The 25,109-nt window shown below is 73.2% G+C and carries 20 protein-coding genes and 1 pseudogene; 9 read left to right on the top strand and 12 right to left on the bottom strand.

What is annotated here, in order from left to right; translation table 11 throughout:
- The first annotated feature begins 192 nt into the window (after positions 1–192).
- Positions 193–1,074: a GNAT family N-acetyltransferase gene (locus tag ACZ6EG_RS18170; protein WP_469605632.1), complete on the top strand. Its 882-nt coding sequence runs from the start codon at positions 193–195 to the stop codon at positions 1,072–1,074.
- Between the two features lie 86 nt (positions 1,075–1,160).
- Here the strand turns inward: ACZ6EG_RS18170 and ACZ6EG_RS18175 are convergent, their stop codons facing one another.
- Complete coding sequence (locus tag ACZ6EG_RS18175; protein WP_391972454.1) at positions 1,161–1,922, bottom strand: CDP-alcohol phosphatidyltransferase family protein; 762 nt, start codon at positions 1,920–1,922, stop codon at positions 1,161–1,163.
- Between the two features lie 109 nt (positions 1,923–2,031).
- Between ACZ6EG_RS18175 and ACZ6EG_RS18180 the strand changes: the two genes are divergently transcribed.
- The 5 genes and pseudogenes from ACZ6EG_RS18180 to ACZ6EG_RS18200 form a co-directional block, all read left to right on the top strand.
- The gene (locus ACZ6EG_RS18180; protein ID WP_469605635.1) at positions 2,032–3,018 is read left to right on the top strand and encodes a zinc-dependent alcohol dehydrogenase; all 987 of its coding nucleotides are present in this window, start codon (positions 2,032–2,034) and stop codon (positions 3,016–3,018) included.
- Between the two features lie 137 nt (positions 3,019–3,155).
- Positions 3,156–3,554: a 6-pyruvoyl trahydropterin synthase family protein gene (locus ACZ6EG_RS18185; RefSeq protein WP_391972452.1), complete on the top strand. Its 399-nt coding sequence runs from the start codon at positions 3,156–3,158 to the stop codon at positions 3,552–3,554.
- Positions 3,551–4,759, top strand: a complete 1,209-nt coding sequence (locus tag ACZ6EG_RS18190; protein ID WP_469605638.1) for a glycosyltransferase family 4 protein — start codon at positions 3,551–3,553, stop codon at positions 4,757–4,759. The genes ACZ6EG_RS18185 and ACZ6EG_RS18190 overlap by 4 nt, the downstream gene beginning before the upstream one ends.
- Positions 4,756–5,805, top strand: a complete 1,050-nt coding sequence (locus ACZ6EG_RS18195; protein ID WP_391972450.1) for a trans-aconitate methyltransferase — start codon at positions 4,756–4,758, stop codon at positions 5,803–5,805. The genes ACZ6EG_RS18190 and ACZ6EG_RS18195 overlap by 4 nt, the downstream gene beginning before the upstream one ends.
- 17 nt (positions 5,806–5,822) lie before the next feature.
- Positions 5,823–6,689, top strand: a pseudogene (locus tag ACZ6EG_RS18200) (lysylphosphatidylglycerol synthase transmembrane domain-containing protein); the annotation flags it as partial.
- A 194-nt stretch (positions 6,690–6,883) separates the two neighbouring features.
- On the opposite strand, the gene ACZ6EG_RS18205 reads toward ACZ6EG_RS18200, so the two are convergent.
- The gene (locus ACZ6EG_RS18205) at positions 6,884–7,642 is read right to left on the bottom strand and encodes a creatininase family protein (RefSeq protein WP_391972449.1); all 759 of its coding nucleotides are present in this window, start codon (positions 7,640–7,642) and stop codon (positions 6,884–6,886) included.
- A 65-nt stretch (positions 7,643–7,707) separates the two neighbouring features.
- On the opposite strand from ACZ6EG_RS18205, the gene ribA reads away from it, so the two are divergent.
- Entirely contained in the window at positions 7,708–8,367 is a 660-nt protein-coding gene (gene ribA / locus ACZ6EG_RS18210) for a GTP cyclohydrolase II (RefSeq protein WP_391972448.1), read from the top strand.
- Between the two features lie 47 nt (positions 8,368–8,414).
- Here ribA and ACZ6EG_RS18215 read toward each other — a convergent pair whose 3' ends face one another.
- The 3 genes from ACZ6EG_RS18215 to ACZ6EG_RS18225 form a co-directional block, all read right to left on the bottom strand.
- Positions 8,415–9,644: a serine hydrolase domain-containing protein gene (locus ACZ6EG_RS18215; RefSeq protein ID WP_391972447.1), complete on the bottom strand. Its 1,230-nt coding sequence runs from the start codon at positions 9,642–9,644 to the stop codon at positions 8,415–8,417.
- Between the two features lie 227 nt (positions 9,645–9,871).
- Positions 9,872–11,230 (bottom strand): MFS transporter, encoded by a 1,359-nt coding sequence (locus ACZ6EG_RS18220; RefSeq protein ID WP_391972446.1) that lies wholly within the window; start codon positions 11,228–11,230, stop codon positions 9,872–9,874.
- 163 nt (positions 11,231–11,393) lie between these two features.
- Entirely contained in the window at positions 11,394–12,059 is a 666-nt protein-coding gene (locus ACZ6EG_RS18225; RefSeq protein WP_391972445.1) for a TetR/AcrR family transcriptional regulator, read from the bottom strand.
- Between the two features lie 156 nt (positions 12,060–12,215).
- Between ACZ6EG_RS18225 and ACZ6EG_RS18230 the strand changes: the two genes are divergently transcribed.
- Together ACZ6EG_RS18230 and ACZ6EG_RS18235 are read left to right on the top strand one after the other, a co-directional pair.
- Positions 12,216–13,115: a shikimate dehydrogenase gene (locus ACZ6EG_RS18230; RefSeq protein WP_469605643.1), complete on the top strand. Its 900-nt coding sequence runs from the start codon at positions 12,216–12,218 to the stop codon at positions 13,113–13,115.
- Between the two features lie 4 nt (positions 13,116–13,119).
- A complete protein-coding gene (locus ACZ6EG_RS18235; protein ID WP_469605646.1) occupies positions 13,120–14,940 on the top strand; it encodes a TIM barrel protein in 1,821 nt (606 codons plus the stop codon).
- Here ACZ6EG_RS18235 and ACZ6EG_RS18240 read toward each other — a convergent pair.
- The 7 genes from ACZ6EG_RS18240 to tkt all read right to left on the bottom strand — a co-directional run bounded on the left by ACZ6EG_RS18240 (position 14,927) and on the right by tkt (position 25,003).
- Positions 14,927–16,387, bottom strand: coding sequence for a membrane-associated oxidoreductase (locus tag ACZ6EG_RS18240; RefSeq protein WP_391972442.1), 1,461 nt, complete (start codon positions 16,385–16,387; stop codon positions 14,927–14,929). The genes ACZ6EG_RS18235 and ACZ6EG_RS18240 overlap by 14 nt on opposite strands.
- Positions 16,388–16,443: 56 nt before the next feature.
- Positions 16,444–17,325 carry a phosphogluconate dehydrogenase (NAD(+)-dependent, decarboxylating) gene (gene gnd, locus ACZ6EG_RS18245; protein ID WP_391972441.1) on the bottom strand — a complete coding sequence of 294 codons (882 nt, stop codon included), beginning with the start codon at positions 17,323–17,325 and terminating at the stop codon, positions 16,444–16,446.
- A 1-nt stretch (position 17,326) separates the two neighbouring features.
- A complete protein-coding gene (gene pgi, locus ACZ6EG_RS18250) occupies positions 17,327–18,979 on the bottom strand; it encodes a glucose-6-phosphate isomerase (protein ID WP_391972440.1) in 1,653 nt (550 codons plus the stop codon).
- Positions 18,972–19,907, bottom strand: coding sequence for a glucose-6-phosphate dehydrogenase assembly protein OpcA (opcA, locus tag ACZ6EG_RS18255; protein WP_356610911.1), 936 nt, complete (start codon positions 19,905–19,907; stop codon positions 18,972–18,974). The genes pgi and opcA overlap by 8 nt, the downstream gene beginning before the upstream one ends.
- A complete protein-coding gene (zwf, locus tag ACZ6EG_RS18260) occupies positions 19,904–21,691 on the bottom strand; it encodes a glucose-6-phosphate dehydrogenase (RefSeq protein WP_469605651.1) in 1,788 nt (595 codons plus the stop codon). The genes opcA and zwf overlap by 4 nt, the downstream gene beginning before the upstream one ends.
- Entirely contained in the window at positions 21,688–22,833 is a 1,146-nt protein-coding gene (tal, locus tag ACZ6EG_RS18265) for a transaldolase (RefSeq protein WP_391972438.1), read from the bottom strand. The genes zwf and tal overlap by 4 nt, the downstream gene beginning before the upstream one ends.
- An 85-nt stretch (positions 22,834–22,918) precedes the next feature.
- The gene (gene tkt, locus ACZ6EG_RS18270; protein WP_469605655.1) at positions 22,919–25,003 is read right to left on the bottom strand and encodes a transketolase; all 2,085 of its coding nucleotides are present in this window, start codon (positions 25,001–25,003) and stop codon (positions 22,919–22,921) included.
- Between the last annotated feature and the right edge of the window lie 106 nt (positions 25,004–25,109).

Here is a 25,109-nt window from a genome sequence, read left to right on the forward strand (position 1 = left end):
CCTCCGGCCCCCCGCCGGTACGGCAACGCCGTAATCCCCTTGCCCGGGAGGCGACGGCCCGGTTACCTTCTCCCGGCCGTACCGGCGTCCCGGACGGCACCGTCCCCGAGGAGGTGTGGAGCACATGCGCAGGAGTGCCCGGCGGTCGAGCCCGCGTACGGACCCGATGCACCTCCTCACGACGGAGACACCTTGTCGCTTCGCATCACCCCGCTGACCGACCCCGCCGACGGGCCGCACCACCGACGCCTCGCCTGGCTGGCGTCCGACGCCGACGCCCACCCCGTCGGTTCGGCCTTCCTGCGCCTGCCCACCGGCGCCGGACAGACCCACCTCGCCGAACTCTCCCTGCACGTCCACCCCGTGGAGCGGCGCGGGGGAGTGGGCACGCGGCTGCTCGACACCGCCGTGGCCGCCGCCCGCGACGACGGCAGGCACGGCGTCCTCGCGCTGACCGAGGCCGGGACGCCCGGCGACCACTTCCTGTCGGCGCGCGGCTTCCGCACCGTACTCACCCTGCGGTACGCCCGCCTGCCGCTGGCCGGCGTGGACGCCACCGCCCTCGACGAGCTCGTCGAGCGCCCGCACCCGGGCTACCGGCTGGTCTCCTGGGAGGGAGCCGTCCCCGACGACCTGGCCGGGACGTTCGCCGCCTCCCGGCGCGCCATGGACGACATGCCCATGGAAGGCGCCGACCACGTCGCCGGGGTGTGGGACGTGGACCGGGTCCGGGCGGTGGCGAAGGCCGTCGGCGACCGGGGCGACCTGCTGCACACCGTCGTCGCCGTCGACACCCGCGACGGCTCGGTCGCCGGGTTCACGGAACTCGTCGTCCCCGGGGACCGCACGGGCGACGGACAGCACTACGGCACCGCCGTGCTGCCCGAGCACCGCGGGCACGGGCTGGCCCGGTGGATGAAGGCCGAGTCGATCCGGCGGGCCGGCGCCGACCACCCGGGGCTCGGCGGCCTCCTGACCGACACCGCCGAGAGCAACACGTACATGAGGCGCGTCAACGACGACCTCGGCTACGTGCCCACGCACACGGAACTCCAGTACCGGCTGGACCTGTAGCGGGGACGGCGCGGCGGGCCGCACGGGGGAGGCGACCCGTCCTCCTGCCGTCCGGCCCGCCGCGCTCCGCCGGACGGGGGGAAACCTCACCGCGCGACCAGTTCCCGCAGCACCTCGGCCCGGGCGCCGCCCGGCATCCGCGAGGTCCGCCACAGCCACCGCACGTCCCGTCCGAACGACCACACCAGCAGACCCAGCGCCAGCAGCACCACCCCGGCGTTCACCGGCCCCGGCAGCAGGTCGGCGCCCGCGAGCAGCAGCAGTACGCCCTGCAGCGCGGCCACCGTCTTGCGGGCCGTGCTGGGCGGCAGCGGGGCGGTCAGCCACGGCCACACGCGGGCCGCGGCGACGAACACGTACCGCATGCCGCCGATCAGCAGCACCCAGGGGCCCAGGTCCAGCGCGACGTGGACACTGAGCACCAGGATCAGGAACGCGTCGACCTCCATGTCGAAGCGGGCACCCAGCGGGGAGCAGGTGCCCGTACGGCGGGCGACCTTGCCGTCGACACCGTCCAGGACCAGGGCCACGGCCGTCAGGCCGACGAGGAGCGAGAGGGGCGGTGCGCCGCTGAAGGAGTCGGCGACCAGGGCCGTCACCCCGCCGACCAGGGTGGCCCGGCCGAGGGTCACCCGGTTCGCCGGGCCGAACGAGGCGAGCCGGGAGCGGTGCAGGGCCCGGGAGAGCACCGCCCAGGTCGCGAACGCGAAGGCGAGGCCGGTCAGCCAGCCCGCCGTGCCCATGCCGATCGCGGTACCGAGCAGCGCCAGGAGAAGGATTTGCGCTCCCGCCCCCACCGCCGTCTCCTGCTGTGCGGGCCTCGCGTCGTACGTGTCGTTCAGGGCCACCGAACACCCTCCGGCCGAGTGACAGAGTCGATCAACGCCGCTACCTTGTGCGCGGCCTGTGCATCCCTCGGTACGTGGGCGGCTTCCCGATCGTTCAGGAGGACATCCGATGACCAGCACCGCACGTGCGTTCTGGCTCGACTCGCCCGGCCGGGGCGCCATCCACGACGTGGAGCTGCCCGTCCGGGGCGCGGACGAGGTGCTCGTGCGCACGCTCTTCAGCGGTGTCAGCCGGGGCACGGAGACGCTCGTCTTCGGCGGCCGGGTGCCGGCGAACCAGTACGCGGCGATGCGCGCGCCGTTCCAGGACGGCGACTTCCCCGGGCCGGTGAAGTACGGGTACCTCAACGTGGGGGAGGTGGAGGAGGGGCCGCGGGACCTCGTCGGCCGCACCGTCTTCTGCCTGTACCCGCACCAGACCCGGTACGTCGTCCCGGCCGCCGCCGTCACCCCGGTGCCCGCGGCCGTCCCCGCCGGGCGGGCCGTGCTCGCCGGTACCGTCGAGACCGCCGTCAACGCCCTGTGGGACGCGGCGCCCCTGGTCGGCGACCGGATCGCCGTCGTCGGCGGCGGCATGATCGGCTGCTCGGTGGCCGCGCTGCTGGCCCGTTTCCCGGGCGTCCGCGTGCAGTTGGTCGATGCCGACCCGGGCCGGGCCCAGGTCGCCGAGGCGCTCGGTGTCGGTTTCGCCCGTCCCGCCGACGCCCGCGGGGACCTCGACCTCGTGGTCCACGCCAGCGCGACGGAAGCGGGCCTGACCCGGTCACTGGAACTGCTGCGACCGGAGGGCACCGTCCTCGAACTGAGCTGGTACGGCGACCGCCGCGTCGCCCTCCCGCTCGGCGAGGCCTTCCACTCCCGGCGCCTGACCCTGCGCAGCAGCCAGGTCGGCACCGTCTCCCCGGCGCGCGGCGCCACCCGCTCCTACGCCGACCGGCTCGCCCTCGCCCTGGACCTGCTCGCCGACCCGGCGCTGGACGCGCTCGTCACCGGTGAGTCCGCCTTCGCCGAACTGCCCGACGTCCTGGCCCGGTTGGCCGCCGGCGACCTCCCCGCCCTGTGCCACCGCATCCGCTACGGCGGCGACGACGGCTGAGGCGGGCCGGGCCATCGGCGCCTGACCTTGAGAAAGAGGTACGGGCCGCTGAACAAGGGAGGGGACCGGGCCGTAATGGACGGTACCCGCGCAGCGACCGGCGGGGACCAGACGTGCCACACCTGGAGGGTCGTCCGTTGTTCAGCATCACCGTCCGCGATCACATCATGGTCGCCCACAGCTTCCGCGGCGAGGTCTTCGGGCCGGCGCAGCGCCTGCACGGTGCGACGTTCCTGGTGGACGCCACCTTCCGGCGCGAGCAGTTGGACGACGACAACATCGTCGTCGACATCGGGCTCGCCACCCAGGAGCTGGGCGCCGTCGTCAGCGAGCTCAACTACCGCAACCTCGACAACGAACCGGACTTCGCCGGCGTCAACACCTCGACGGAGTTCCTGGCGAAGGTCATCGCCGACCGGCTCGCCGAACGCGTGCACAAGGGTGCGCTCGGGCAGGGCGCCCAGGGCCTGGTCGGCCTCACCGTGACGCTGCACGAGTCACACGTCGCCTGGGCGAGTTACGAGCGTGCCCTGTGACCGACACGTCCACCGAACCGGTGGTCGCCGCGACGACGGGGCGGGCCCGTCTCGGCTACGTGCCGGCGCAGGCCCCGGCCGCCCCGGGGAAGGGCGGGATCGTCCCGATGTCCCTGCGCTCCGTGCACTTCGTCGTGCCCGGCGGAGTCGACGACCCGGCCGCACCGAGCGGCGGCAACGCCTACGACCGGCGCATTCGGCTCGACCTGCCCGGCTTCGGGTGGCGGGTGCGCGGGCTGCCGGTCGACGGGGCCTGGCCCCGGCCGGACGAGGCCGCCCGTACGGAACTCGCGCGCGTCCTTCGCCGGTTGCCGGACGGTGCCGTCGTGCTGCTCGACGGGCTGGTCGCCTGCGGTGTCCCGGAGATCGTCGTCCCGGAGGCGCGGCGGCTGCGCATGGCCGTCCTGGTCCACCTCCCGCTCGGCGACGAGACGGGCCTCGCCCCCGCCGTCGCCGCCGCACTGGACGCCCGCGAACGGGCGGTGCTGCGCGCCGTCTCCGCGGTCGTCGCCACCAGTGACTGGGCGGTGCGCCGGCTCGTCTCCCATCACGGACTGGACCCGGCCCGGGTCCACGTCGCCGCCCCCGGCGCCGACATCGCGCCCCTGGCGCCCGGCACCGACGGCGTCTCCCGGCTGGTGTGCGTCGCCGCCGTCACCCCGCGCAAGGGCCAGCACCGGCTGGTGGAGGCGCTGGCCGTGGTCGCCGACCTGCCGTGGAGCTGCGTGTGCGTCGGCGGGCTCGGACACGACCCGCGGTACGTGGGCCGGCTGCGGGCGCTGATCGCGCGGCACGGCCTCCAGGAGCGGCTGGTGCTCGCCGGACCGCGGTCCGGCGCGGAGCTGGACGCCACCTACGCCACCGCCGACCTCATGGTCCTCACCTCGTACGCCGAGACCTACGGCATGGCGGTGACGGAGGCCCTCGCGCGTGGCATCCCCGTACTGGCCACGGACGTGGGCGGCGTCCCGGAGGCGGTGGGGCGCGCCCCCGACGGCGGCGTGCCCGGCATCCTCGTCCCGCCCGAGGACCCCGCCGCGCTCGCCGCCGAGCTGCGCGGCTGGTTCGGCGAGGCGGACGTACGGCGCCGGCTCAAGGCCGCGGCGCGCGGCCGTCGCGCGGCCCTCGACGGCTGGGCGGCCACGGCCAGGAGCCTGGCCGCGGTCCTGCACCGGCTGCCGAGCACCCCCGGGAGGGCGGCATGAGGAGGACCACGGCATCGGCCGCGAGGGCGATCCCGGCCCAGCCCGGCGCCCGGGACGCCACCGAGTCCCGGGAGGACCTCGGCCCCGCGCCGGACCCGGCCGGGAGTCCTACCGGACGGCCCGCCGCCTGGACCGCCCAAGGCACCGCCGGGCCGTCCGACGACGGGCCGGGCGGGCCGGACGAGCCGGACGAGGAGCCGCAACACCCTGACGACCCCCCGCGCTTCGCCCCCGAGTGGCTGCGGCTCCGCGAACCCGCCGACGCCGCCGCGCGGGCGCGTGAACTGCTGGACCCGCTCCGCATCCGCCTCGCCAACCTGCCGGGCCGGGCGGGCGGCCTGGTCGTGCACGACCTCGGTTGCGGCACCGGCTCGATGGGACGCTGGCTCGCCCCGCTGCTCGACGGTGCCCAGCACTGGGTGCTGCACGACCGCGACCCCTACCTCCTGCACTTCGCCGCCGCCGGTGCCCCGCGCTCGGCCGCCGACGGCAGCCGCGTCACGGTCGAGACCCGGCGGGGCGACCTCGCCCGCCTCACCCCGGACGCGCTGGCCGGCGCCGGGCTGGTGACGGCCTCCGCGCTGCTGGACGTGCTCACCGCCGAGGAGGTCGGCGCCCTCGCCGCCGCCTGCGCCGCGGCCGGCTGCCCCGCGCTGCTGACCCTCTCCGTCGCCGGGCGGGTCGAACTGGCCCCCGCCCACCCGCTGGACGCCGAGATCACCGAGGCCTTCAACGACCACCAGCGGCGGGCCGGCCTGCTCGGTCCGGACGCGGTCACCGTGGCGGCGGAGGCCTTCGCGGCGCGCGGTGCCACGGTGCGGACGCACCCGAGCCACTGGCGGCTGGGTCCCGGGGAGTCCGCGCTCACCGCCGAGTGGTTGCGGGGCTGGGTGGGCGCGGCCGTCGAGCAGCGCCCCGAGCTGGGGGAGCGGGCCGGCCGCTACCTGGACGAGCGTCTCGCCGCCTGCGCCGCACAGGAGCTGACCGTCGTCGTGCACCACACCGACCTGTTGGCGCTGTGCCGGCCGACGGGCGGAGCCCCGTGAGCGCATCGGCGGTCCGGGTGGAGACGGATGCCGGCCGCCGTCCCGCGCCGCGCACCCGTCCGCGCACCCGCCTGACCTCCCGCCTGCGCACCCACTTGGGCACCCTCGCGGGCGTCGCCATCCTCGTCGTACTGCTGTGGCGGACCGGGACCGGCGTCCTGTGGGACGGGCTGCGCCGGATGGACGGGACCGCGCTGTCCGCGGCGCTCGGCATCGGGCTGGTCACCACCGTGCTCAGCGCCTGGCGCTGGGCCGTGGTGGCCCGGGGACTGGGCATCCGGCTGTCCCTCGGCCCCGCCGTCGCCGACTACTACCGGGCGCTGTTCCTCAACGCCGCGCTGCCCGGCGGTGTCCTCGGCGACGTGCACCGCGCGGTACGGCACGGGCGGAGCGCCGGCGACCTCGGGCGGGGTGTACGGGCCGTCGTCCTCGAACGGGCCGCCGGACAGATCGCGTTGGTCGGCGTCGGAGCCGCGGTGCTGCTCGTCATGCCGTCTCCGGTACGCGACGACGCCCGGCAGACCGCTCCTCTCCTCGGGCCGGCCCTGCTCGGCGCGCTCGCCGTCGGCCTCGCCCTCCGCATGAACCGGGCGCCCACCCGCCGGGGGCGGGCCCTGCGGGCGACGCTCGGCGAGGCGCGTACGGCGCTGCTGTCCCGGCGCGCGCTCCCGGGGATCGCGGTGTCGTCCCTCGTCGTCCTCGCCGGGCACCTCGCGCTGTTCGTACTCGCCGCCCGGGTGGCCGGCAGCGGCGCCTCCGTCGCCGTACTCACGCCGCTGGCCGTGCTGGCCCTGCTCGCCATGGGCCTGCCCCTGAACGTCGCCGGCTGGGGCCCCCGGGAGGGCGTCACCGCCTGGGCGTTCGGAGCGGCCGGGCTGGGCGCGGGCACCGGGCTGGGCGTGGCCGTGGTGTACGGGGTGCTCAGCTTCGTGGCCGCCCTGCCCGGCGTCGCAGTGCTCGTCGTCCGCTGGTACGCGGGTCCGCGCACCGGCCCCGGGAGCGCGGGCGGGGCTCCGGTGAACGCCCCGGAGCGCGCCCGCGTACCGGGTGCGCAGCCGCAGCCGGCCCCGGGCGGGCCCTACCCGCGCTCATCCACCGGTCCGCGCGCGTCCGCCGCGGTCAGGATCGAAAAGTACGCCCCGAAGGAATCGGCGAGGCTCGCCAGCAGTTCCTTCCCCTTTTCCGCCGAGCCGAGTGAAGGACGCCCGATGACACCGGAATCGGTATAGGCGGACATTCCGAGGGAGAGCAGATGACGCCGGTCGTCCGCGACGAAATCGGCGGCCTCGAAACCAGGCCGGACCAATTCGGGATGCGTGTGCAGAAGAATGGAGGTCTCGATTTCCCCCGCGTGCATGTCGGTGAGCAGCGAGGTGGCCACACCCGCCCGCTCCCGCGCCGCCTCCCAGTCCTCCGCGGCCGGGAACAGCGCCATCCGCTCGCCGCGTGCGGACGACTCCTGGACGACGTTGCCGAGGACGTAGTTCCCGCCGTGCCCGTTGACCACCACCAGGGCGTCCACGCCCGAGCGGCGCAGCGAGTCCGCTATGTCGCGTATCACCGCGTGCAGGGTCACCGAGGAGACGCTGACGGTCCCCGGCCAGTCCGCGTGTTCGTGCGAGCAGCCGATCGTCACCGGCGGGAGCGGGTGCACCGGGTGCGCGGCGGCGATCTCCCGGGCGATGGCGCAGGCGACGAGCGTGTCGGTGGCCAGCGGCAGGTGCGGCCCGTGCTGTTCGTAGCTTCCGACCGGCAGTACCGCGATCTGCCGGGCCAATCCGCGGCCCCGCCCGCGCACGTCCTCGGTCGTGTCCGTCGGCACCAGTGAAACATCCATTCCCGCACGGCCTTTCGTCTCGGTCGGCAAAACTGTTGAGCCATCTGTTGAGGAACGCGAGAATCATGACAGAAAAAATTGGTGTACTCGGCAAGAAAGCATCGCAGCGCACGGACGTGGAACGGGTGGTGGTGACTCCGCTGCCCACCGTGTACGGGGAATTCCGGGCGTTCGGTTATGTCGACCACGAGCGCGGTGACGAGCAAGTGGCCCTGGTCCACGGCGATCCGGGGGCGGAGGGCGTGCTCACCCGGCTGCACTCCGAGTGCCTGACGGGCGACGCCTTCGGGTCCCGGCACTGCGAGTGCGGCGACCAACTCGCCTCCGCGCTGGCGGCGGTGGCCGCCGCCGGCAGCGGGGTCGTGGTCTATCTGCGCGGACACGAGGGGCGCGGCATCGGACTGCTCGCCAAGCTGCGCGCGATGGCGTTGCAGGCGGAGGGCCTGGACACGGTGGAGGCGAACCTCGCCCTGGGGCTGCCGGTGGACGCCCGCGACTACGGGGTGGCCGCTCGCATCCTGGAGGACCTCGGGGTGCGTTCGGTGCGGCTGATGTCCAACAACCCGCGCAAGCGCGAGGCGTTGGTGCGGCACGGCATCCAGGTCGCCGAGCAGGTCCCGCTGCTGATACCGCCCTGCGAGAGCAACATCACCTACCTGCGCACCAAGCGGGAGCGCATGGACCACGTCCTGCCCCACCTGGACGCGGTGGCGCACCTGTCCTGAACGGGGCCGGGCGGACACCGGCCGGCCCCGTTCAGGGTCGGTCCGGGTCAGTCCGTCACGGCCTCGTGGACGAGCCGCTTGAGGTCCCGGAAGGCCGTGTGCGAGGACCTGGGCCGCACCTGGGTCATGAACTGCACCGTCAGATCACGCCCCGGGTCGACCCAGAAGGTGGTGGTCGCCACCCCGCTCCAGCCGTACGTGCCGAGCCCGGAGGGCGCCTGCGTACGGCTAGGGTCGATCACCACCGAGACGCCGAGGCCGAAGCCGACCCCGTCGTTGGCCGGCTGGTCGTGCGCGGGGCGGCTCCCGACGGAGCGCAGGTCGCCGCCGCCGGGCAGGTGGTTGCGGGTCATGAGGTCCACCGTGGCGGGGGTGAGCAGGCGCACGCCGTCGAGTTCGCCCCGGCGCCGCAGCAGCTCCGTGAAGCGGTGCACGTCGTGCGCGGAGGAGACCAGGCCGCCGCTGCCCGACAGGAACCGCGGCCTGCCCCGCACCGGCAGCCCGGGGACCGGGGCGATGCCGCCGCCGTCCGTCTCCCCGTACAGCTCGGCCAGCCGGCCGGCCTGTTCGTCGGTGACGTGGAAGCCGGTGTCCGTCATGCCGAGCGGCCCGAGGAGCCGTTCGGCGAGGAACACGTCGAGCGGCTGCCCGGACACCACCTCCACGAGCCGCCCCAGCACGTTGCTGGCCACCGAGTAGTTCCACTGGGTGCCCGGCTCGAACTGCAGGGGCAGACTCGCGTACAGGTCGACCGTCCCGGCCAGGTCCGCGCCGGGCCGCACCGACGACTCCAGACCCGCCGCGCGGTACAGCGCGTCGACCGGGTGGGCGTGGTAGAAGCCGAAGGTCAGCCCGGCGGTGTGGGTCATCAGATGCCGGACCAGGATTGGTCCGGCGGCGGGCCGGGTGACGACCTCGTCCGCGGCCCCCTCCACGTACACGCGGGGCTCGGCGAAGGACGGCAGGTACCGGGCCACCGGGTCGTCGAGCGTCAGCCGGCCCTCCTCCACCAGCATCAGCGCGGCCACGGACGTCACCGGCTTGGTCATGGAGTAGATCCGCCACAGGGTGTCGGCGGTCACGGGCAGTCCGGCGGCGAGGTCACGCCGGCCGTGCACGGTCAGATGGGCCACGCGTCCGCCGCGGGCGAGGGCCACCAGGAACCCGGGCAGCCGCCCCTCGTCGACCTCCCGGGCGAAGTGTCCGTCGAGCCGGTCCAGCGCCCCGGCGTCCAGCCCGGCCTCGCCGGCGTCGACCTCCTGCCGCAACGGTGCCATCCCCATCGCCCTCCTTGGTCGTTCGTCGAGGTGGGTGCGGCCTACCCCGCGCGAGCGCCTTCAGACCTCGGACCGGCGGTTTTCGCCGGGGCGCGGTGCGAACGGCTTACGTCGGGGCGCCCCGACGGCACGGGGCACGACCGCGAGGCCTCGCCGCCGTGCCCCGGTGGCCCGCCGCCCCGGCCGGTGGGCGGAGGCCCGTGGCCGGAGGGCGGAGGGCGGCCGGGTCAGGCCGTCACCGTCTCCGGCCGGGCCGTGTCCCGCCGGGCGCGCTCGCCCAGCTCCTCCGTCGGCACCGCGTGCGTCTCGCGGGCCGAGAGCGCGGCGATCACCGGCGGGACGCACAGCGCCGCCGTGAACAGCGCCACCGCGAACCAGTCGTCACCGTCCGGCCCGGCGATCTGCGCGGCGAAGGTCACCGCGAAGCCGGCCACCGCGAAGCCGATCTGCGTACCGATCGCCACCCCGGACAGCCGGACCCGGGTGGAGAACATCTCGCCGTAGAACGCGGGCCACACGCCGTTCGCCGCGCTGTAGACGACGCCGAAGGCGAGGATGCCGGTCAGGAACGTCAGCGGGTAGGACCCGGACGAGATCGCCCACAGGTACAGGAACATCGTCACCGCGCTGCCGACCGCGCCGACCAGGAACACCGGGCGCCTGCCGATCCGGTCGGACAGCGTCGCCCAGAGCGGGATCGCGGCGAGCGCGACGACGTTGGCGAGGGCACCCACCCACAGCATGGCGGTACGGGACATGCCGACCGAGTCGCTGGTGGCGTACGCCAGTGCCCAGACCGTGAAGATCGTGCTGACCGAGGCGACGAGCGCACCCCCGACCACCCGCAGCACGTCCGCCCAGTGGTCGCGCGCCAGCACCACCAGCGGCATCTTCTCGACCCCCTCCGTGGCGGCCTGCTGTGCGAAGGCCGGCGTCTCGTCGAGCTTGCGGCGGATGACGAAGCCGACGACGGCGACCAGGACGCTCAGCCAGAACGGGACGCGCCAGCCCCAGGACAGCAACTGCTCCTCCGGGAGCGCGGCCACGGGGAGGAACACCAGGGTGGCGAGCAGCTGCCCGCCCTGGGTGCCGCTGAGGGTGAAGCTGGTGAAGAAGCCCCGTCGGCGCGGTGGCGCGTGCTCCAGGGTCATCGAGTTGGCGCTCGCCTGTTCGCCCGCCGCCGATATGCCCTGCAGCACGCGGCAGGCCACGAGCAGGACCGGAGCCAGGGTGCCGACCTGGTCGCGGGTGGGCAGACAGCCGATGAGGAACGTCGAGACGCCCATCAGGACCAGCGTGAACACCATGATCTTCTTGCGGCCCATGCGGTCGCCGACGTGACCGAGGAAGAACGCGCCGACCGGGCGGGCCGCGTAGGCGACACCGAAGGTGGCCAGCGACAGCAGGGTCGCGGTGGCCGGGTCGGACTCGTCGAAGAAGATCTCGGGGAAGATCAGCGCGGCGGCACTGCCGTAGATGAAGAAGTCGTAGTACTCCAGGGCGCTGCCGATCCAGGCGGCGGTCGCGGCCTTCTTCGGCTGGCCGGGCGGGGCGGCGCCCTGGGACGCGGGGGCGGGGACGGACACGGCGTTGCTCCTTCGGGGGACTCCACGGTAGGCGGAGTGAGCGGAGGGGAGAAGTGCCGATCGGCTAATTAACCCACTGGGTAGTTAGTCGCGGTTGGGAAGGGATGTTGCGCGCACGTTTCCCGCGTGTCAAGGGGTGCCGCCGTCCCGCCGCCCCGCGCGGTCAGTGTGCGGCGCGCTCCGCCGTGAGGTAGGCGATCACCATGTCGCCCAGCATGGCGCGGTAGTGCTCGCGCTGCGCCGGGTCCACCAGGTCGCGGCCGAACAGCGCGCCGAAGGTGTGCCGGTTGGCGACCCGGAAGAAGCAGAAGGAGCTGATCATGGCGTGCAGGTCGACGGCGTCCACGTCGGCCGTGAACAGGCCGGACCGCCGCCCCTCCTCCAGGATCCGGCGGATCACGTCGAGCGCCGGGGAGCCGATGCTGGCGAGCATCTCGGAGGAGGCGATGTGCTCGGCGTCGTGGATGTTCTCGATGCTGACCAGGCGGATGAAGTCGGGATGCCGCTCGTGGTGGTCGAAGGTGACCTCCGCGAGGCGCCGGATGGCCGCCACCGGGTCCAGGTGCTCGACGTCGAGCCGCTGCTCGGCCTCCCGGATCACGCTGTACGCCCGCTCCAGCACGGCCGTGAACAACTGCTCCTTGCCGCCGAAGTAGTAGTAGATCATCCGCTTCGTGGTGCGGGTGCGGGCGGCGATCTCGTCCACGCGGGCGCCGTCGTAGCCGGCCCGGGCGAACTCCCGCGTGGCCACGTCGAGGATCTCGGCCTGGGTGCGGGCGGCGTCACGGGTGCGCGCGCCGGATCGTGCCGGTTCGTCGACGCTGGTCATCGGGATCCTTCGGCTGCGGGGCGACGGGTGCGGTGGGGTGTGCCGGTGATTGTAGAAGCCTCCCGCTTCCCAGACGCCCCGCCCTCCTGCTATGACTAACGTACTGGTTCGTACATTACGCTCGGGTGGAGATCCGAGCCGCTCAGGAGGTCCCCGGTGTCCAAGGACTCGTATCTCGTCGGGCTGATCGGCTCCGGCATCGGTCCCTCGCTCAGCCCGGCCCTGCACGAGCGGGAGGCCGACCGGCAGGGCCTGCGCTACCTGTACCGGCTGATCGACATCGACGCCCTCGGTGTCCCGCCGGAGGCGGTGGGCGACCTGGTGCGCGCGGCCCGCGACCTGGGCTTCGACGGTCTGAACATCACCCACCCCTGCAAGCAGCTGGTCATCGAGCACCTGGACGCCCTCGCCCCCCAGGCGGAGGCACTCGGCGCGGTCAACACCGTCGTCTTCGACGACACCGGCCGGGCCACCGGCCACAACACCGACGTCACCGGTTTCGCCGCGTCCTTCGCGCGGGGACTGCCCGACGCCCCGCTGGAGCGGATCGTGCAGCTCGGGGCGGGCGGCGCGGGGGCCGCCGTCGCCCACGCCACGCTCACCCTGGGCGCCGCACGGGTCACCGTCGTCGACGCGGTGCCCGAACGGGCCGCCGCCCTCGCCGCCTCGCTGGACCGGCACTTCGGGGACGGCCGCGCCGCCCACGCCGCGCCGGACGCGCTGCCGGGGCTGTTGACCACCGCCGACGGCATCGTGCACGCCACCCCCACCGGCATGGCCGCCCACCCGGGGCTGCCCCTGCCCGCCGAGCTGCTGCACCCCGCGCTGTGGGTCGCCGAGGTCGTCTACCGCCCGCTGGAGACCGAGCTGCTGCGCACCGCCCGCGCGCTGGGCTGCGCCACCCTCGACGGCGGCGGCATGGCCGTCTTCCAGGCGGCCGACGCGTTCCGGCTGTTGACCGGGCGGGAACCCGACGCCGTGCGGATGCTCGCCGACATCACCGACCTGGCGGGCGCCCTCGGGGCCCCGCAGCAGGCAAGCAGTGGAAAGAGGTAGCCACGTGCGGACGTCCATCGCCACCGTTTCCCTCAGCGGGTCCCTCACCGAGAAGCTCACCGCCGCCTCCCTGGCCGGCTTCGACGGCGTGGAGATCTTCGAGAACGACCTGCTGGCCAGTCCGCTCACCCCCGAGGAGATCCGCGCCCGCTGCGCCGACCTCGGCCTCACCATCGACCTCTACCAGCCCATGCGGGACATCGAGGCGCTGCCCGAGGAGGAGTTCGCCCGCGCCCTGCGCCGCGCCCGGCACAAGTTCGAGCTGATGCGCAGGCTCGGCGCGGACACCGTCCTGGTCTGCTCCAGCGTCTCCCCGCACGCGCTCGACGACGACGACCTCGCCGCCGAGCAGCTGAGCCGACTGGCCGGCCTGGCCGAGGAGCACGGCGTCCGCGTCGCCTACGAGGCGCTCGCCTGGGGCCGGCACATCAGCACCTACGACCACGCCTGGCGTGTCGTCGAGGCGGCCGGGCACCCGGCGCTCGGCACCTGCCTGGACAGTTTCCACATCCTCTCGCGCGGCAGCGACCCCAAGGGCATCGAGGACATTCCCGGTGAGAAGATCTTCTTCCTCCAGCTCGCCGACGCCCCGCTGCTCGCGATGGACGTGCTCCAGTGGAGCCGCCACTACCGCTGCTTCCCGGGCCAGGGCGGCTTCGACGTCGCGGGGCTGGTGCGGCACGTCCTGCGCGCCGGGTACGACGGCCCCCTCTCCCTGGAGGTCTTCAACGACGTCTTCCGGCAGTCCGAGGCCCGCTCCACGGCCGTGGACGCCCGGCGCTCGCTGCTGACGCTCCAGGAGACCGTCGGCCTCGCCACGCCGCCCGCGTCCTCCCCGCCCACGGGGATCGCCTTCGCCGAGCTGGTCACCCCGGACGCCGCACCGGTCACGGCCGTGCTCGGCGCGCTGGGCTTCGCCAGGACCGCCCGGCACCGCGGGAAACCCGTGGACCTGTGGCAGCGGGGCGAGGCCCGCGTCCTGGTCCACACCGGACCGGCCGAACGCCGTGACGGCACCCGGCTCGCCGCCGTCGGCCTTCAGTCGCCCGACCCCGCCGGGGCCGCCCGCCGCGCCGAGGCGCTGCTGGCTCCGGTCCTGCCCCGCCGCCGCGCCCCCGGGGACGCCCCGCTGGAGGCCGTCGCCGCGCCCGACGGCACGGAGCTGTTCTTCTGCGCCACCGAGCGCCCCGGACCGCCCGGCCGGCAGGCCACCCGGCAGCCCGACTGGCGGGCCGACTTCGAGGACACCGGTGAGGAGGCCGAGGACGGCGCGGCCTGGCGCGTCGACCACCTCTCCCTCGCCCAGCCCTGGCACCAGTTCGACGAGGCGACCCTGTTCCACCGCAGCGTGCTCGGGCTGCGCCCGCAGGAGAGCGTGGACGTCGCCGATCCCTACGGCCTGCTGCGCTCCCGCGCCGTCACCACCGAGGACGGCGCCGTCCGCATCGTGCTGACCGTCGGCGCGGCCCCCACCGACGACACCGCGCACGCCCAGCACATCGCCCTGGCCACCGACGACGTGGTCGCCGCCGCCCGCCGCTTCCGCGCCGCCGGAGGCCAGCTGCTGCCGATCCCCGCCAACTACCACGACGACCTCGCCGCCCGCTACGAGTTCGCCGACGGGGAGCTGGAGACCTACCGTGAACTGGGCATCCTCTACGACCGCGACGCCCACGGCACCTTCCGGCACTGCTACACGCACACCGTCGGACGGGTCTTCTTCGAACTCGTCCAGCGGGACGGCGGCTACCGCGGCTACGGGGCGGCGGGCGCCCCGGTCCGACTGGCCGCGCAGCACGCGGTGCGCGGCTTCACTGGCGGCTGACGGTGCGGGTCAGACCGGTGATCACCGTCGTGGCCAGGATCCAGCCCGTGATGATCAGGAGGTACGCCAGCGTCTGGTGCCCGCCCTCGGGGGCGAACGCGTTCTCCTGGCCGAAGGAGATCACCGGCAGCAGCAGGTCCAGGGTGTAGAAGACCGGGTCGAAGTCGGGTGCCTCGGCCGGCTTCAGCGGCGCCGGATGGTCCAGGCCGTACGCCACCGAGCCGATCGCGAGCAGCGACAGCAGCCAGCCGCCCGCCCGCAGCGGCCGGAAGCCGTACCCGACGGTGACGTCCTGGAGGTGTCCCCACAGGCGGCCGTACCAGGGCAGCGTGCGCCGGCGACGCCGCTGCTTGGCCAGCTGCACCCGCCGGGCCGCGTCGTCGTCGCCGATCCGGCGGTACGCGGCGGTCAACTGCTCGTAGGTGAAGGGCAGGTAGCTGTCGCCCAGCTCCAGCATGGGCAGCCGCCGTTCGGCGGGCTCGTGCGGGATGAGCGAGGTGTAGGCGAGGTCGTTCAGCTGCACCCGGTCCGGTACCGCCTCGGGTTCCACGAACAGCACGTCCACCTGGGCGCGGCGCAGGTTGAGGGTGCCCTCCACCTTCGGGCACTGGCGCAGCCACAGCTCGCCGATCACGGTACTGCTCGCGCGCAGCGCGGTCCCCCCGGGATGGGACAGGCGCGCCATCGACAGGTCCAGCCGGCCGGGTATCCGAGCGCCCCGGAACTCCAGCCGGCCCCGGACCTCTGCCTGCCGCAGCAGCACGTCGGCCTCGGCAGCGAGCGTCTCGGCGTGCAGGGCGGTGCCGTCGGGCCGGTCGAGGACCGCGTCGGCGAGGTTGACCGTCCCGGCCACCCGAGCGCCGGTCAGCCGCACCTCCCCGCGGGCGCGCAGTCCCGGCGCCCACAGGTCGGCGCCCAGGACCGCCTGGTTCAGCTGGAGCACCGGCCCCTCGCTGTCCGGCGCGTGGAGGTCCGTGCTCTCCAGGTACAGGCTCCCGGTGACCTCCGCGCCGCCGAGCCGCACCATCCCGGAGAACCGGGCGCGGGTCAGCCTCAGCACGCCCTCCACCCGGACCGCGTGCGCGATCAGACCGGGCAACGCCGACTCGCTCAGGTTCACCTCGCGCAGCCGCGCCGCGTACAGCCGGGGCGTTTCCCCGAAGTGGCAGTGCCGCAGCCGCACGGGGTGCTCGACCGTCGCGTACTGCAACTCCAGGGTGCCGGTGACGCGCGCCCCCGCCACATTGAGCGCGGCCACCTCGCCCTCCTGCCGGGGGCCGTCCAGGAGCAGCGCCCTCAGCACACCCGCGCGCACGGTCCGTTCCGGCCCCCAGGAGCCGCCGCCCGCCGGGTCCTCGTCGTCCGCCGTGCGGAAGTCCACGTGGGTGCCGGTGGCGAACGCCCGCCAGACGCGCGCTTCGGCCGGTGTCAGGTCGTTGATCTCCATCAGGGAGGGACTCTGACCCGAACCGGCCGATCACGTCAACGCGCTTTCCAGGCGGCCTACTTCTTGGCGGCCTCCACGGCGTGCCCGCCGAACTGGTTGCGCAGCGCGGCGATCATCTTCATCTGCGGCGAGTCGTCCTGCCGGGAGGCGAACCGGGCGAACAGCGACGCCGTGATCGCGGGCAGCGGCACCGCGTTGTCGATGGCCGCCTCCACGGTCCAGCGGCCCTCACCGGAGTCCTCCGCGTAACCGCGCAGCTTGTCCAGGTGGTGGTCCTCGTCGAGGGCGTTGACGGCCAGGTCCAGCAGCCAGGAGCGAATCACCGTGCCCTCCTGCCAGGAGCGGAAGACCTCGCGGACGTTGTCCACGGAGTCGACCTTCTCCAGCAGCTCCCAGCCCTCGGCGTAGGCCTGCATCATGGCGTACTCGATGCCGTTGTGGACCATCTTGGAGAAGTGCCCCGCGCCGACCTTGCCGGCGTGGACGTACCCGTAGGGGCCGTCGGGCTTGAGCGCGTCGAAGATCGGCTTGAGGTCGTCGACGACCTCCTTCTCACCGCCGACCATCAGGGCGTAGCCGTTCTTCAGGCCCCACACACCGCCCGAGACGCCGGCGTCGACGAAGTTGATGCCGCGCTTGGCCAGCTCCTCGGCGTGCTTCTCGTCGTCCGTCCAGCGGGAGTTGCCGCCGTCGATGACGGTGTCGCCGTGCCGGAGCAGGTTCGCCAGCTGGTCGATGACGCCCTGGGTGGCGGCGCCGGCCGGCACCATGACCCAGATCGCGCGCGGCCGCTCCAACTGCTCGACCAGGTCGACCAGGCTGGTGACGTCGGCCTTCTCCGGATTGGTGTCGTACCCGACGACGGTGTGGCCGGCGTTGCGCAGGCGCTCGCGCATGTTGCCGCCCATCTTGCCGAGACCAACAAGACCGATCTGCATGTCAGTGCCCTTCCTTCAGTTCACGGTAGGCGGCCACCAGCGCGGCCGTGGAGGGGTCGAGGCCGGGCACGTCCGCGCCCTCGGTGAGGGCCGGCTCGACGCGCTTGGCCAGCACCTTGCCCAGTTCGACGCCCCACTGGTCGAAGGAGTCGATGTTCCAGACCGCGCCCTGCACGAACACCTTGTGCTCGTACAGCGCGATCAGCTGGCCGAGGACGGAGGGGGTCAGCTCGGCGGCCAGCACGGTGGTCGTGGGGTGGTTGCCCCGGAAGGTGCGGTGCGGCACCTGCTCCTCGGACACCCCCTCCGCGCGGACCTCCTCGGCGGTCTTGCCGAAGGCCAGCGCCTGCCCCTGGGCGAACAGGTTGGCCATCAGCAGGTCGTGCTGGGCCTTCAGCTCGTCGCTCAGCTCGGCCACGGGCCGGGCGAAGCCGATCAGGTCGGCCGGGATCAGCTTGGTGCCCTGGTGGATCAGCTGGTAGTAGGCGTGCTGGCCGTTGGTGCCGGGCGTGCCCCACACCACCGGGCCGGTCTGCCACTCGACGGGGCGTCCCTCGCGGTCCACCGACTTGCCGTTGGACTCCATGTCCAGCTGCTGGAGGTAGGCGGTGAACTTCGACAGGTAGTGGCTGTACGGCAGCACCGCGTGCGACTGGGCGTCCATGAAGTTGCCGTACCAGACGCCCAGCAGCCCCAGGATCAGCGGCGCGTTGACCGGTGCCTCGGCGTTCTGGAAGTGCTCGTCGACGATGCGGAAGCCGTCGAGCATCTCCCGGAAGCGGTCCGGGCCGATGGCGATCATGAGGGAGAGCCCGATCGCCGAGTCGTACGAGTAGCGGCCGCCGACCCAGTCCCAGAACTCGAACATGTTGGCCGTGTCGATGCCGAAGCCGGCGACCTTCTCCTCGTTGGTCGACAGGGCCACGAAGTGCCGGGCGACCGCCTTCTCGTCGCCGTCGAGCCCCGCCAGCAGCCAGGAGCGCGCCGAGGTCGCGTTCGTGATCGTCTCGATCGTGGTGAAGGTCTTGGACGCCACGATGAACAGCGTCTCGGCCGGGTCCAGGTCCCGGACCGCCTCGTGCAGGTCGGCGCCGTCCACGTTGGACACGAACCGGAAGGTGAGTGAGCGTTCGGTGAAGGCCCGCAGCGCCTCGTACGCCATCGCCGGACCGAGGTCCGAGCCGCCGATGCCGATGTTGACGACGTTGCGGATGCGCTTGCCGGTGTGGCCGGTCCACTCGCCGGAGCGGACCCGGTCCGCGAAGGCGGCCATCTTGTCGAGTACGGCGTGCACCTTCGGTACGACGTTCTCACCGTCGACCTCGATCACCGCGTCCCGGGGCGCCCGCAGCGCGGTGTGCAGCACCGCCCGGTCCTCGGTGATGTTGATCCGCTCACCGCGGAACATGGCGTCCCGCAGCTCGGCCACGCCCGTGGCCTCGGCGAGTTCCCGCAGCAGGGCGAGCGTGTCGTCGGTGACCAGGTTCTTGGAGTAGTCGATGCGCAGGTCGCCGACGCGCACGACGTACCGCTCGGCGCGCCCGGGGTCGTCGGCGAACAGCTCGCGCAGGTCCGGCCGCGGCAGCGCGTCCTTGCGGTGGTCCGCCAGCGCGGTCCACTCGGGGCGCCGGTCGAGCTTCGGGGTGTCAGACATGGACAGGGGTCTCCTTGCCGGCCGCGCCGCGCAGGGCGATGGCGTACATCTCGTCGGCGTCGAGGCGCCTGAGCTCCTCGGCGATGAGTTCGGAGGTGGAGCGGACCTTCAGCGCGAGGGACCGCGGGGGCTGGTCGGGAAGGGTCATCGTGGCGAGCGGGCCCTCCGGCCGGTCGATGAGGATCTCGCCGTTCGCGGTGCCCAGGCGGACGGCCGTGACGACCGGACCGTCGGTGACCACCCGGTCGACCCGCACGTCAAGCCGGGCCTCCAGCCAGCGGGCCAGCAGCTCGGCCGCCGGGTTGTCGGCCTCGGCCTCCACGGTCGCCGAGGTCACCGGCACCCGGGCCTGGTCGAGCGCGGCGGCCAGCATGGAGCGCCACAGCGTCAGCCGGGTCCAGGCGAGGTCGGTGTCACCGGGCGCGTAGGTGCGGACCCGGCGCTCCAGGACCTCCATCGGCCGCTCGACCGCGTAGAGGTCGGTGATCCGGCGCTGGGCCAGCGCCCCCAGCGGGTCCTTCGCGGGGTCGTCCGGCGCCTCCACCGGCCACCACACGACGACCGGGGCGTCCGGCAGCAGCAGCGGCAGCACGACCGAGTCGGCGTGCTCGGACACCTCGCCGTACATGCGCAGCACGACCGTCTCGCCGGTGCCGGCCTCGGAGCCCACCCGGACCTCGGCGTCGAGGTGCGAGCGGGTGCGGTCGCGCAGGTTGCGGGCGTGCCGCTTGATGACGACCAAGGTGCGCGAGGGGTGCTCGTGCGAGGCCTCCTCGGCCGCCTTGATGGCGTCGTAGGCGTTCTCCTCGTCCGTGACGATCACCATCGTCAGGACCATGCCCACGGCCGGCGTGCCGATGGCCCGGCGGCCCTGCACCAGCGCCTTGTTGATCTTGCTTGCCGTGGTGTCGGTCAGGTCGATCCTCATGGCCTGCGCCAGCTCCGTCCGTCTCGTGCGAGCATCTCGTCGGCTTCCCGCGGTCCCCAGCCGCCGGAGGCGTACTGCGCGGGCCGCTCGTGCGTGGCCCAGTACTCCTCAATCGGGTCCAGGATGCGCCAGGACTCCTCCACCTCCTGGTGGCGGGGGAAGAGGTTGGCGTCGCCCAGGAGGACGTCCAGGATCAGCCGTTCGTACGCCTCCGGGCTGGACTCCGTGAACGACTCGCCGTACGCGAAGTCCATCGACACGTCCCGGATCTCCATCGAGGTGCCGGGCACCTTCGAGCCGAACCGCACCGTCATGCCCTCGTCCGGCTGGACGCGGATGACGATGGCGTTCTCGCCCAGTTCCTCCGTGGCGGTGGAGTCGAAGGGGGAGTGCGGGGCCCGCTGGAAGACCACCGCGATCTCGGTGACCCGGCGGCCCAGCCGCTTGCCGGTGCGCAGGTAGAAGGGGACGCCCGCCCAGCGGCGGTTGTCGATGCCCAGCTTGATCGCGGCGTAGGTGTCGGTCGTGGAGGCCGGGTCGATGCCCTCCTCCTCCAGGTAGCCGGGCACCTGCGCGCCGCCCTGCCAGCCGCCCGCGTACTGCCCGCGCACGGTGTGCTCGCCGAGGTCGTCCGGCAGCCGTACCGCCTTCAGCACCTTCAGCTTCTCGGTGAGCAGCGAGGGGGCGTCGAAGGAGGCGGGCTCCTCCATGGCGGTGAGGGCCATCAGCTGGAGCAGGTGGTTCTGAATGACGTCGCGGGCGGCGCCGATGCCGTCGTAGTAGCCGGCCCGGCCGCCGATGCCGATGTCCTCGGCCATGGTGATCTGCACGTGGTCCACGTAAGACCGGTTCCAGATCGGCTCGTACATCTGGTTGGCGAAGCGCAGCGCCAGGATGTTCTGGACGGTCTCCTTGCCCAGGTAGTGGTCGATCCGGAACACCTGCTCCGGGTCGAACACCTCGTGCACCAGCGCGTTCAGGTCGCGGGCGCTGTCCAGGTCGTGCCCGAACGGCTTCTCGATGACGGCGCGGCGCCAGGAGCCCTCGGGGGCGTCGGTCAGCCCGTGCTTCTTGAGCTGCTGGACGACCTTGGGGAAGAACTTCGGCGGCACCGAGAGGTAGAAGGCGTAGTTGCCGCTGGTCCCGCGGGAGGCGTCCAGCTCCTCCACGGCCGCGCGCAGCTGTTCGAACGCGTCGTCGTCGTCGAAGTCGCCCGGGATGAAGCGCATGCCCTCGGCCAGCTGCTGCCAGACCTCCTCGCGGAACGGCGTGCGCGCGTGCTCCTTGACGGCGTCGTGCACGACCTGCGCGAAGTCCTGGTCCTCCCAGTCCCGGCGCGCGAAGCCGACCAGGGAGAAGCCCGGCGGCAGCAGACCGCGGTTGGCCAGGTCGTACACGGCCGGCATCAGCTTGCGCCGCGACAGGTCGCCGGTGACGCCGAAGATGACCAGCCCGGACGGGCCGGCGATCCGGGGGAGGCGGCGGTCCTGGGGATCGCGCAGCGGGTTGCTCCAGTCGAGCGGTGCCGCGGGCGCCACGGTCCGCCCGGCCGCGCTCTTCTGCTTCGCGTTCTTGGCGGCGCGGGCCGTCCCGGTCTTCTGGGCGGCCCGGGCGGGCCTGCCCGACCTCGCCGCCTTCGGTGCCCCGGCGGCCGCGGCCTGTTCGGCCTCCTCGGCCTCCTCGGCGTGCAGCGGCCCCGCGGCCTCCTGCGCGGCCTCGGCCTCCTTGGCCTCCTTCGTCGCCTTGGTCTCGTGGACCGTCGTAGCGGGAAGGTCCTCGCTCATTCCCCGTCAACTCCCTTGCTGTCGAGGGACTTCGTCACGGCGTCGAGCAGGTCCTGCCAGGCCGCCTCGAACTTGGCCACGCCCTCCTGCTCCAGCTGCTGCACCACCTCGTCGTACGCGATGCCGAGCCGCTCCACGGCCTCCAGGTCCGCCCGGGCCTGGGCGTAACCACCGGTGACCGTGTCGCCCCGGACGTCGCCGTGATCCGCGGCGGCGGCCAGGGTGGCCTCCGGCATCGTGTTCACGGTGCCGGGAGCGACCAGCTCCTCCACGTACAGGGTGTCCCGGAATGCCGGGTCCTTCACCCCGGTCGACGCCCACAGAGGGCGCTGGGGGTGGGCACCGGCTCCGGCGAGGGCGGTGAAGCGCTCGCCGGCGAAGACCTCCTCGTACGCCTCGTAGGCCAGCCGTGCGTTGGCCAGGGCCGCCTTGCCCCGCAGGGCGAGGGCCTCGTCCGTGCCCAGCAGGGACAGCCGCTTGTCGATCTCGCTGTCGACGCGGGAGACGAAGAAGGAGGCGACGGAGTGGATGTCCGCCAGGTCGAGCCCGGCCGCCCGGGCCTTCTCCAGGCCGGCGAGATAGGCGGCCATGACCTCGCGGTAGCGCTCCAGGGAGAAGATCAGCGTGACGTTGACGCTGATGCCGGCGCCGATGACCTCGGTGATCGCCGGGAGACCGGCCTTCGTCGCCGGGATCTTGATCATCACGTTGGGGCGGTCCACCAGCCACGCCAGCTGACGGGCCTCGGCGATGGTGGCCCGCGTGTCGTGGGCGAGCCGCGGGTCGACCTCGATGGAGACCCGGCCGTCCCGGCCGCCGGTGGCGTCGTACACCTCGCGCAGCACGTCGGCGGCGGCGCGGACGTCGGCGGTGGTCATCATGCGGACCGCCTCGTCGACGGTGACGCCCCGGGTCGCGAGGTCGGCGAGCTGCTCCTCGTAACCCTCTCCGGAGCCGATCGCGGCCTGGAAGATCGAGGGGTTGGTGGTGACGCCGACGACGTTCCTCGTCGCGATCAGCTCGGCGAGGTTGCCGGACTCGATCCGCCGCCGCGACAGGTCGTCCAGCCATACGGAGACGCCCGCCTCGGACAGGCGTCGCAGTGCTCCCGCGGTCGCGGTTGCTTCGGTCACAGTGATCATCTTCTCTTTCTGCGGTTCCTCGTGGGTTCTTCCCGCGGCCGGCCGACCGGTGCGGTCGGACGCGGTCCGGTGCGATCCGGCCGGATCAGCCGCGGACGGCGGCCAGGGACTCCCTGGCGGCGGCGACGACGTGCTCGGCGGTGAAGCCGAACTCGGTGAACAGGGTCTCGGCGTCGGCGGAGGCGCCGAAGTGCTCCAGGGAGACGATGCGTCCCGCGTCCCCGACGAACCGGTGCCAGGTCAGGCCGATACCGGCCTCCACGGCCACCCGGGCCCGCACGGACGGCGGCAGCACGCTCTCGCGGTACGCGCGCGGCTGCTCCTCGAACCACTCCACGGACGGCATCGACACCACCCGGGTGGCGGTCCCCTCGGCCTCCAGCGCCTCCCGGGCCGCCACGGCGAGCTGCACCTCGGACCCGGTGGCGATCAGGACGACGTCCGGGGCGCCGGTGGAGGCGTCCGCCAGGACGTATCCGCCCCTGGCCGCGTCGGGGTTCGGCTCGTAGGTCGGCACGCCCTGGCGGGTGAGGACGAGGCCGTGCGGGGCCGGCCGGGTCGAGTGGCGCCGGAGGATCTCGGCCCAGGCGGTCGCGGTCTCGTTGGCGTCGGCCGGGCGGACCACGTTCAGACCCGGGACGGCGCGCAGCGAGGCGAGGTGTTCGACGGGCTGGTGGGTCGGGCCGTCCTCGCCGAGGCCGATGGAGTCGTGCGTCCAGACGTACGTCACCGGCAGCTGCATCAGCGCGGACATCCGCACGGCGTTGCGCATGTAGTCGGAGAAGACCAGGAAGGTGCCGCCGTAGACGCGGGTGTTGCCGTGCAGCGCGATGCCGTTCATCTCCGCCGCCATCGAGAACTCGCGGATGCCGAAGTGGACGGTGCGGCCGTAGGGGTCGGCCGTCGGCAGCGGGTTGTCCTCGGGGAGGAAGGAGCTGGTGCTGTCGATCGTGGTGTTGTTCGAACCGGCCAGGTCGGCCGAGCCGCCCCACAGCTCGGGCAGCACCGGACCGAGTGCCTGGAGGACCTGGCCGGAGGCGGCGCGGGTGGCGAGCGCCTTGCCCGTCTCGAACACCGGCAGCGCGTCCGCCCAGCCCTCGGGCAGCCGGCCGGCCACCACCCGGTCGAAGAGTTCGGCGCGCCGCGGCTGGGCGCCCCGCCACTTGTCGATCCGCTTGTCCCAGGCGGCGTGCGCCTCGGCACCCCGGTCCAGGGCCCGGCGGGTGTGGGCGAGGACCTCGTCCGGGACCTCGAAGCTCCGGTCCGGGGCGAAGCCGAGGACGCGCTTGGTGGCGGCGACCTCGTCCTCGCCGAGGGCGGAGCCGTGGGAGGCCTCGGTGTTCCGCGCGTTCGGGGCGGGCCAGGCGATGATCGTGCGCATGGCGATGATGGAGGGCCGGCCGGTCTCCGCCCTGGCCGCGGTCAGCGCCGCGTACAGGGCGTGCGGGTCGACGTCGCCGTTCTCGGCGGGCTCGATGCGCCGTACGTGCCAGCCGTAGGCCTCGTACCGCTTCAGCACGTCCTCGGAGAAGGCGGTCGCGGTGTCGCCCTCGATGGAGATGTGGTTGTCGTCGTAGAGGAGGACGAGGTTGCCGAGCCGCTGGTGACCGGCGAGCGACGACGCCTCCGCGGAGACGCCCTCCTGGAGGTCGCCGTCGGAGACGATCGCCCAGACGGTGTGGTCGAAGGGGGACTCGCCCGTGGGGGCCTCCGGGTCGAACAGGCCCCGCTCGTACCGGGCGGCCATCGCCATGCCCACCGCGTTGGCGACGCCCTGGCCCAGCGGCCCGGTGGTGGTCTCCACGCCCGCGGTGTGTCCGTACTCGGGGTGGCCGGGCGTCTTGGCGCCGTGGGTACGGAAGGCCTTCAGATCGTCAAGTTCCAGCTCGTACCCGGCGAGGTGGAGCTGGGTGTAGAGGGTCAGCGAGGTGTGGCCGGGGGAGAGGACGAAGCGGTCACGGCCGGTCCACTCCGGATCGGCCGGATCGTGTCGCATCACCTTCTGAAAGAGCGTGTACGCGGCCGGGGCCAGGGCCATCGCCGTACCCGGATGCCCGTTGCCGACCTTCTGCACGGCGTCGGCCGCGAGGACACGGGCGGTGTCGACGGCACGCCGGTCGAGTTCGGTCCATTCGAAGCGGTCCGCGCTGTCCACTGTGTGCGTGCTCATCTTCAAGAAATCCTCGATCGGAGCGAAGTTGCCGGTCTGACGTGTTCAAACTTAAAAGTCTGACTTTTGTGAGTGAAGGTCGTCGTGTGCCAGCCTGTGGTGAAAC

This window comes from Streptomyces sp. NPDC041968 (genome assembly GCF_055589025.1).

Bases quoted from the DNA above. Each gene is read 5' to 3' on its own strand.
- ACZ6EG_RS18180 (WP_469605635.1), top strand. From the start codon at position 2,032: ATGACCAGCACCGCACGTGCGTTCTGGCTCGACTCGCCCGGCCGGGGC.
- ACZ6EG_RS18195 (WP_391972450.1), top strand. From the start codon at position 4,756: ATGAGGAGGACCACGGCATCGGCCGCGAGGGCGATCCCGGCCCAGCCC.
- ACZ6EG_RS18205 (WP_391972449.1), bottom strand. From the start codon at position 7,642: ATGGATGTTTCACTGGTGCCGACGGACACGACCGAGGACGTGCGCGGG.
- ribA (WP_391972448.1), top strand. From the start codon at position 7,708: ATGACAGAAAAAATTGGTGTACTCGGCAAGAAAGCATCGCAGCGCACG.
- ACZ6EG_RS18215 (WP_391972447.1), bottom strand. From the start codon at position 9,644: ATGGCACCGTTGCGGCAGGAGGTCGACGCCGGCGAGGCCGGGCTGGAC.
- ACZ6EG_RS18225 (WP_391972445.1), bottom strand. From the start codon at position 12,059: ATGACCAGCGTCGACGAACCGGCACGATCCGGCGCGCGCACCCGTGAC.
- ACZ6EG_RS18240 (WP_391972442.1), bottom strand. From the start codon at position 16,387: ATGGAGATCAACGACCTGACACCGGCCGAAGCGCGCGTCTGGCGGGCG.
- gnd (WP_391972441.1), bottom strand. From the start codon at position 17,325: ATGCAGATCGGTCTTGTTGGTCTCGGCAAGATGGGCGGCAACATGCGC.
- pgi (WP_391972440.1), bottom strand. From the start codon at position 18,979: ATGTCTGACACCCCGAAGCTCGACCGGCGCCCCGAGTGGACCGCGCTG.
- opcA (WP_356610911.1), bottom strand. From the start codon at position 19,907: ATGAGGATCGACCTGACCGACACCACGGCAAGCAAGATCAACAAGGCG.
- zwf (WP_469605651.1), bottom strand. From the start codon at position 21,691: ATGAGCGAGGACCTTCCCGCTACGACGGTCCACGAGACCAAGGCGACG.
- tal (WP_391972438.1), bottom strand. From the start codon at position 22,833: ATGATCACTGTGACCGAAGCAACCGCGACCGCGGGAGCACTGCGACGC.
- tkt (WP_469605655.1), bottom strand. From the start codon at position 25,003: ATGAGCACGCACACAGTGGACAGCGCGGACCGCTTCGAATGGACCGAA.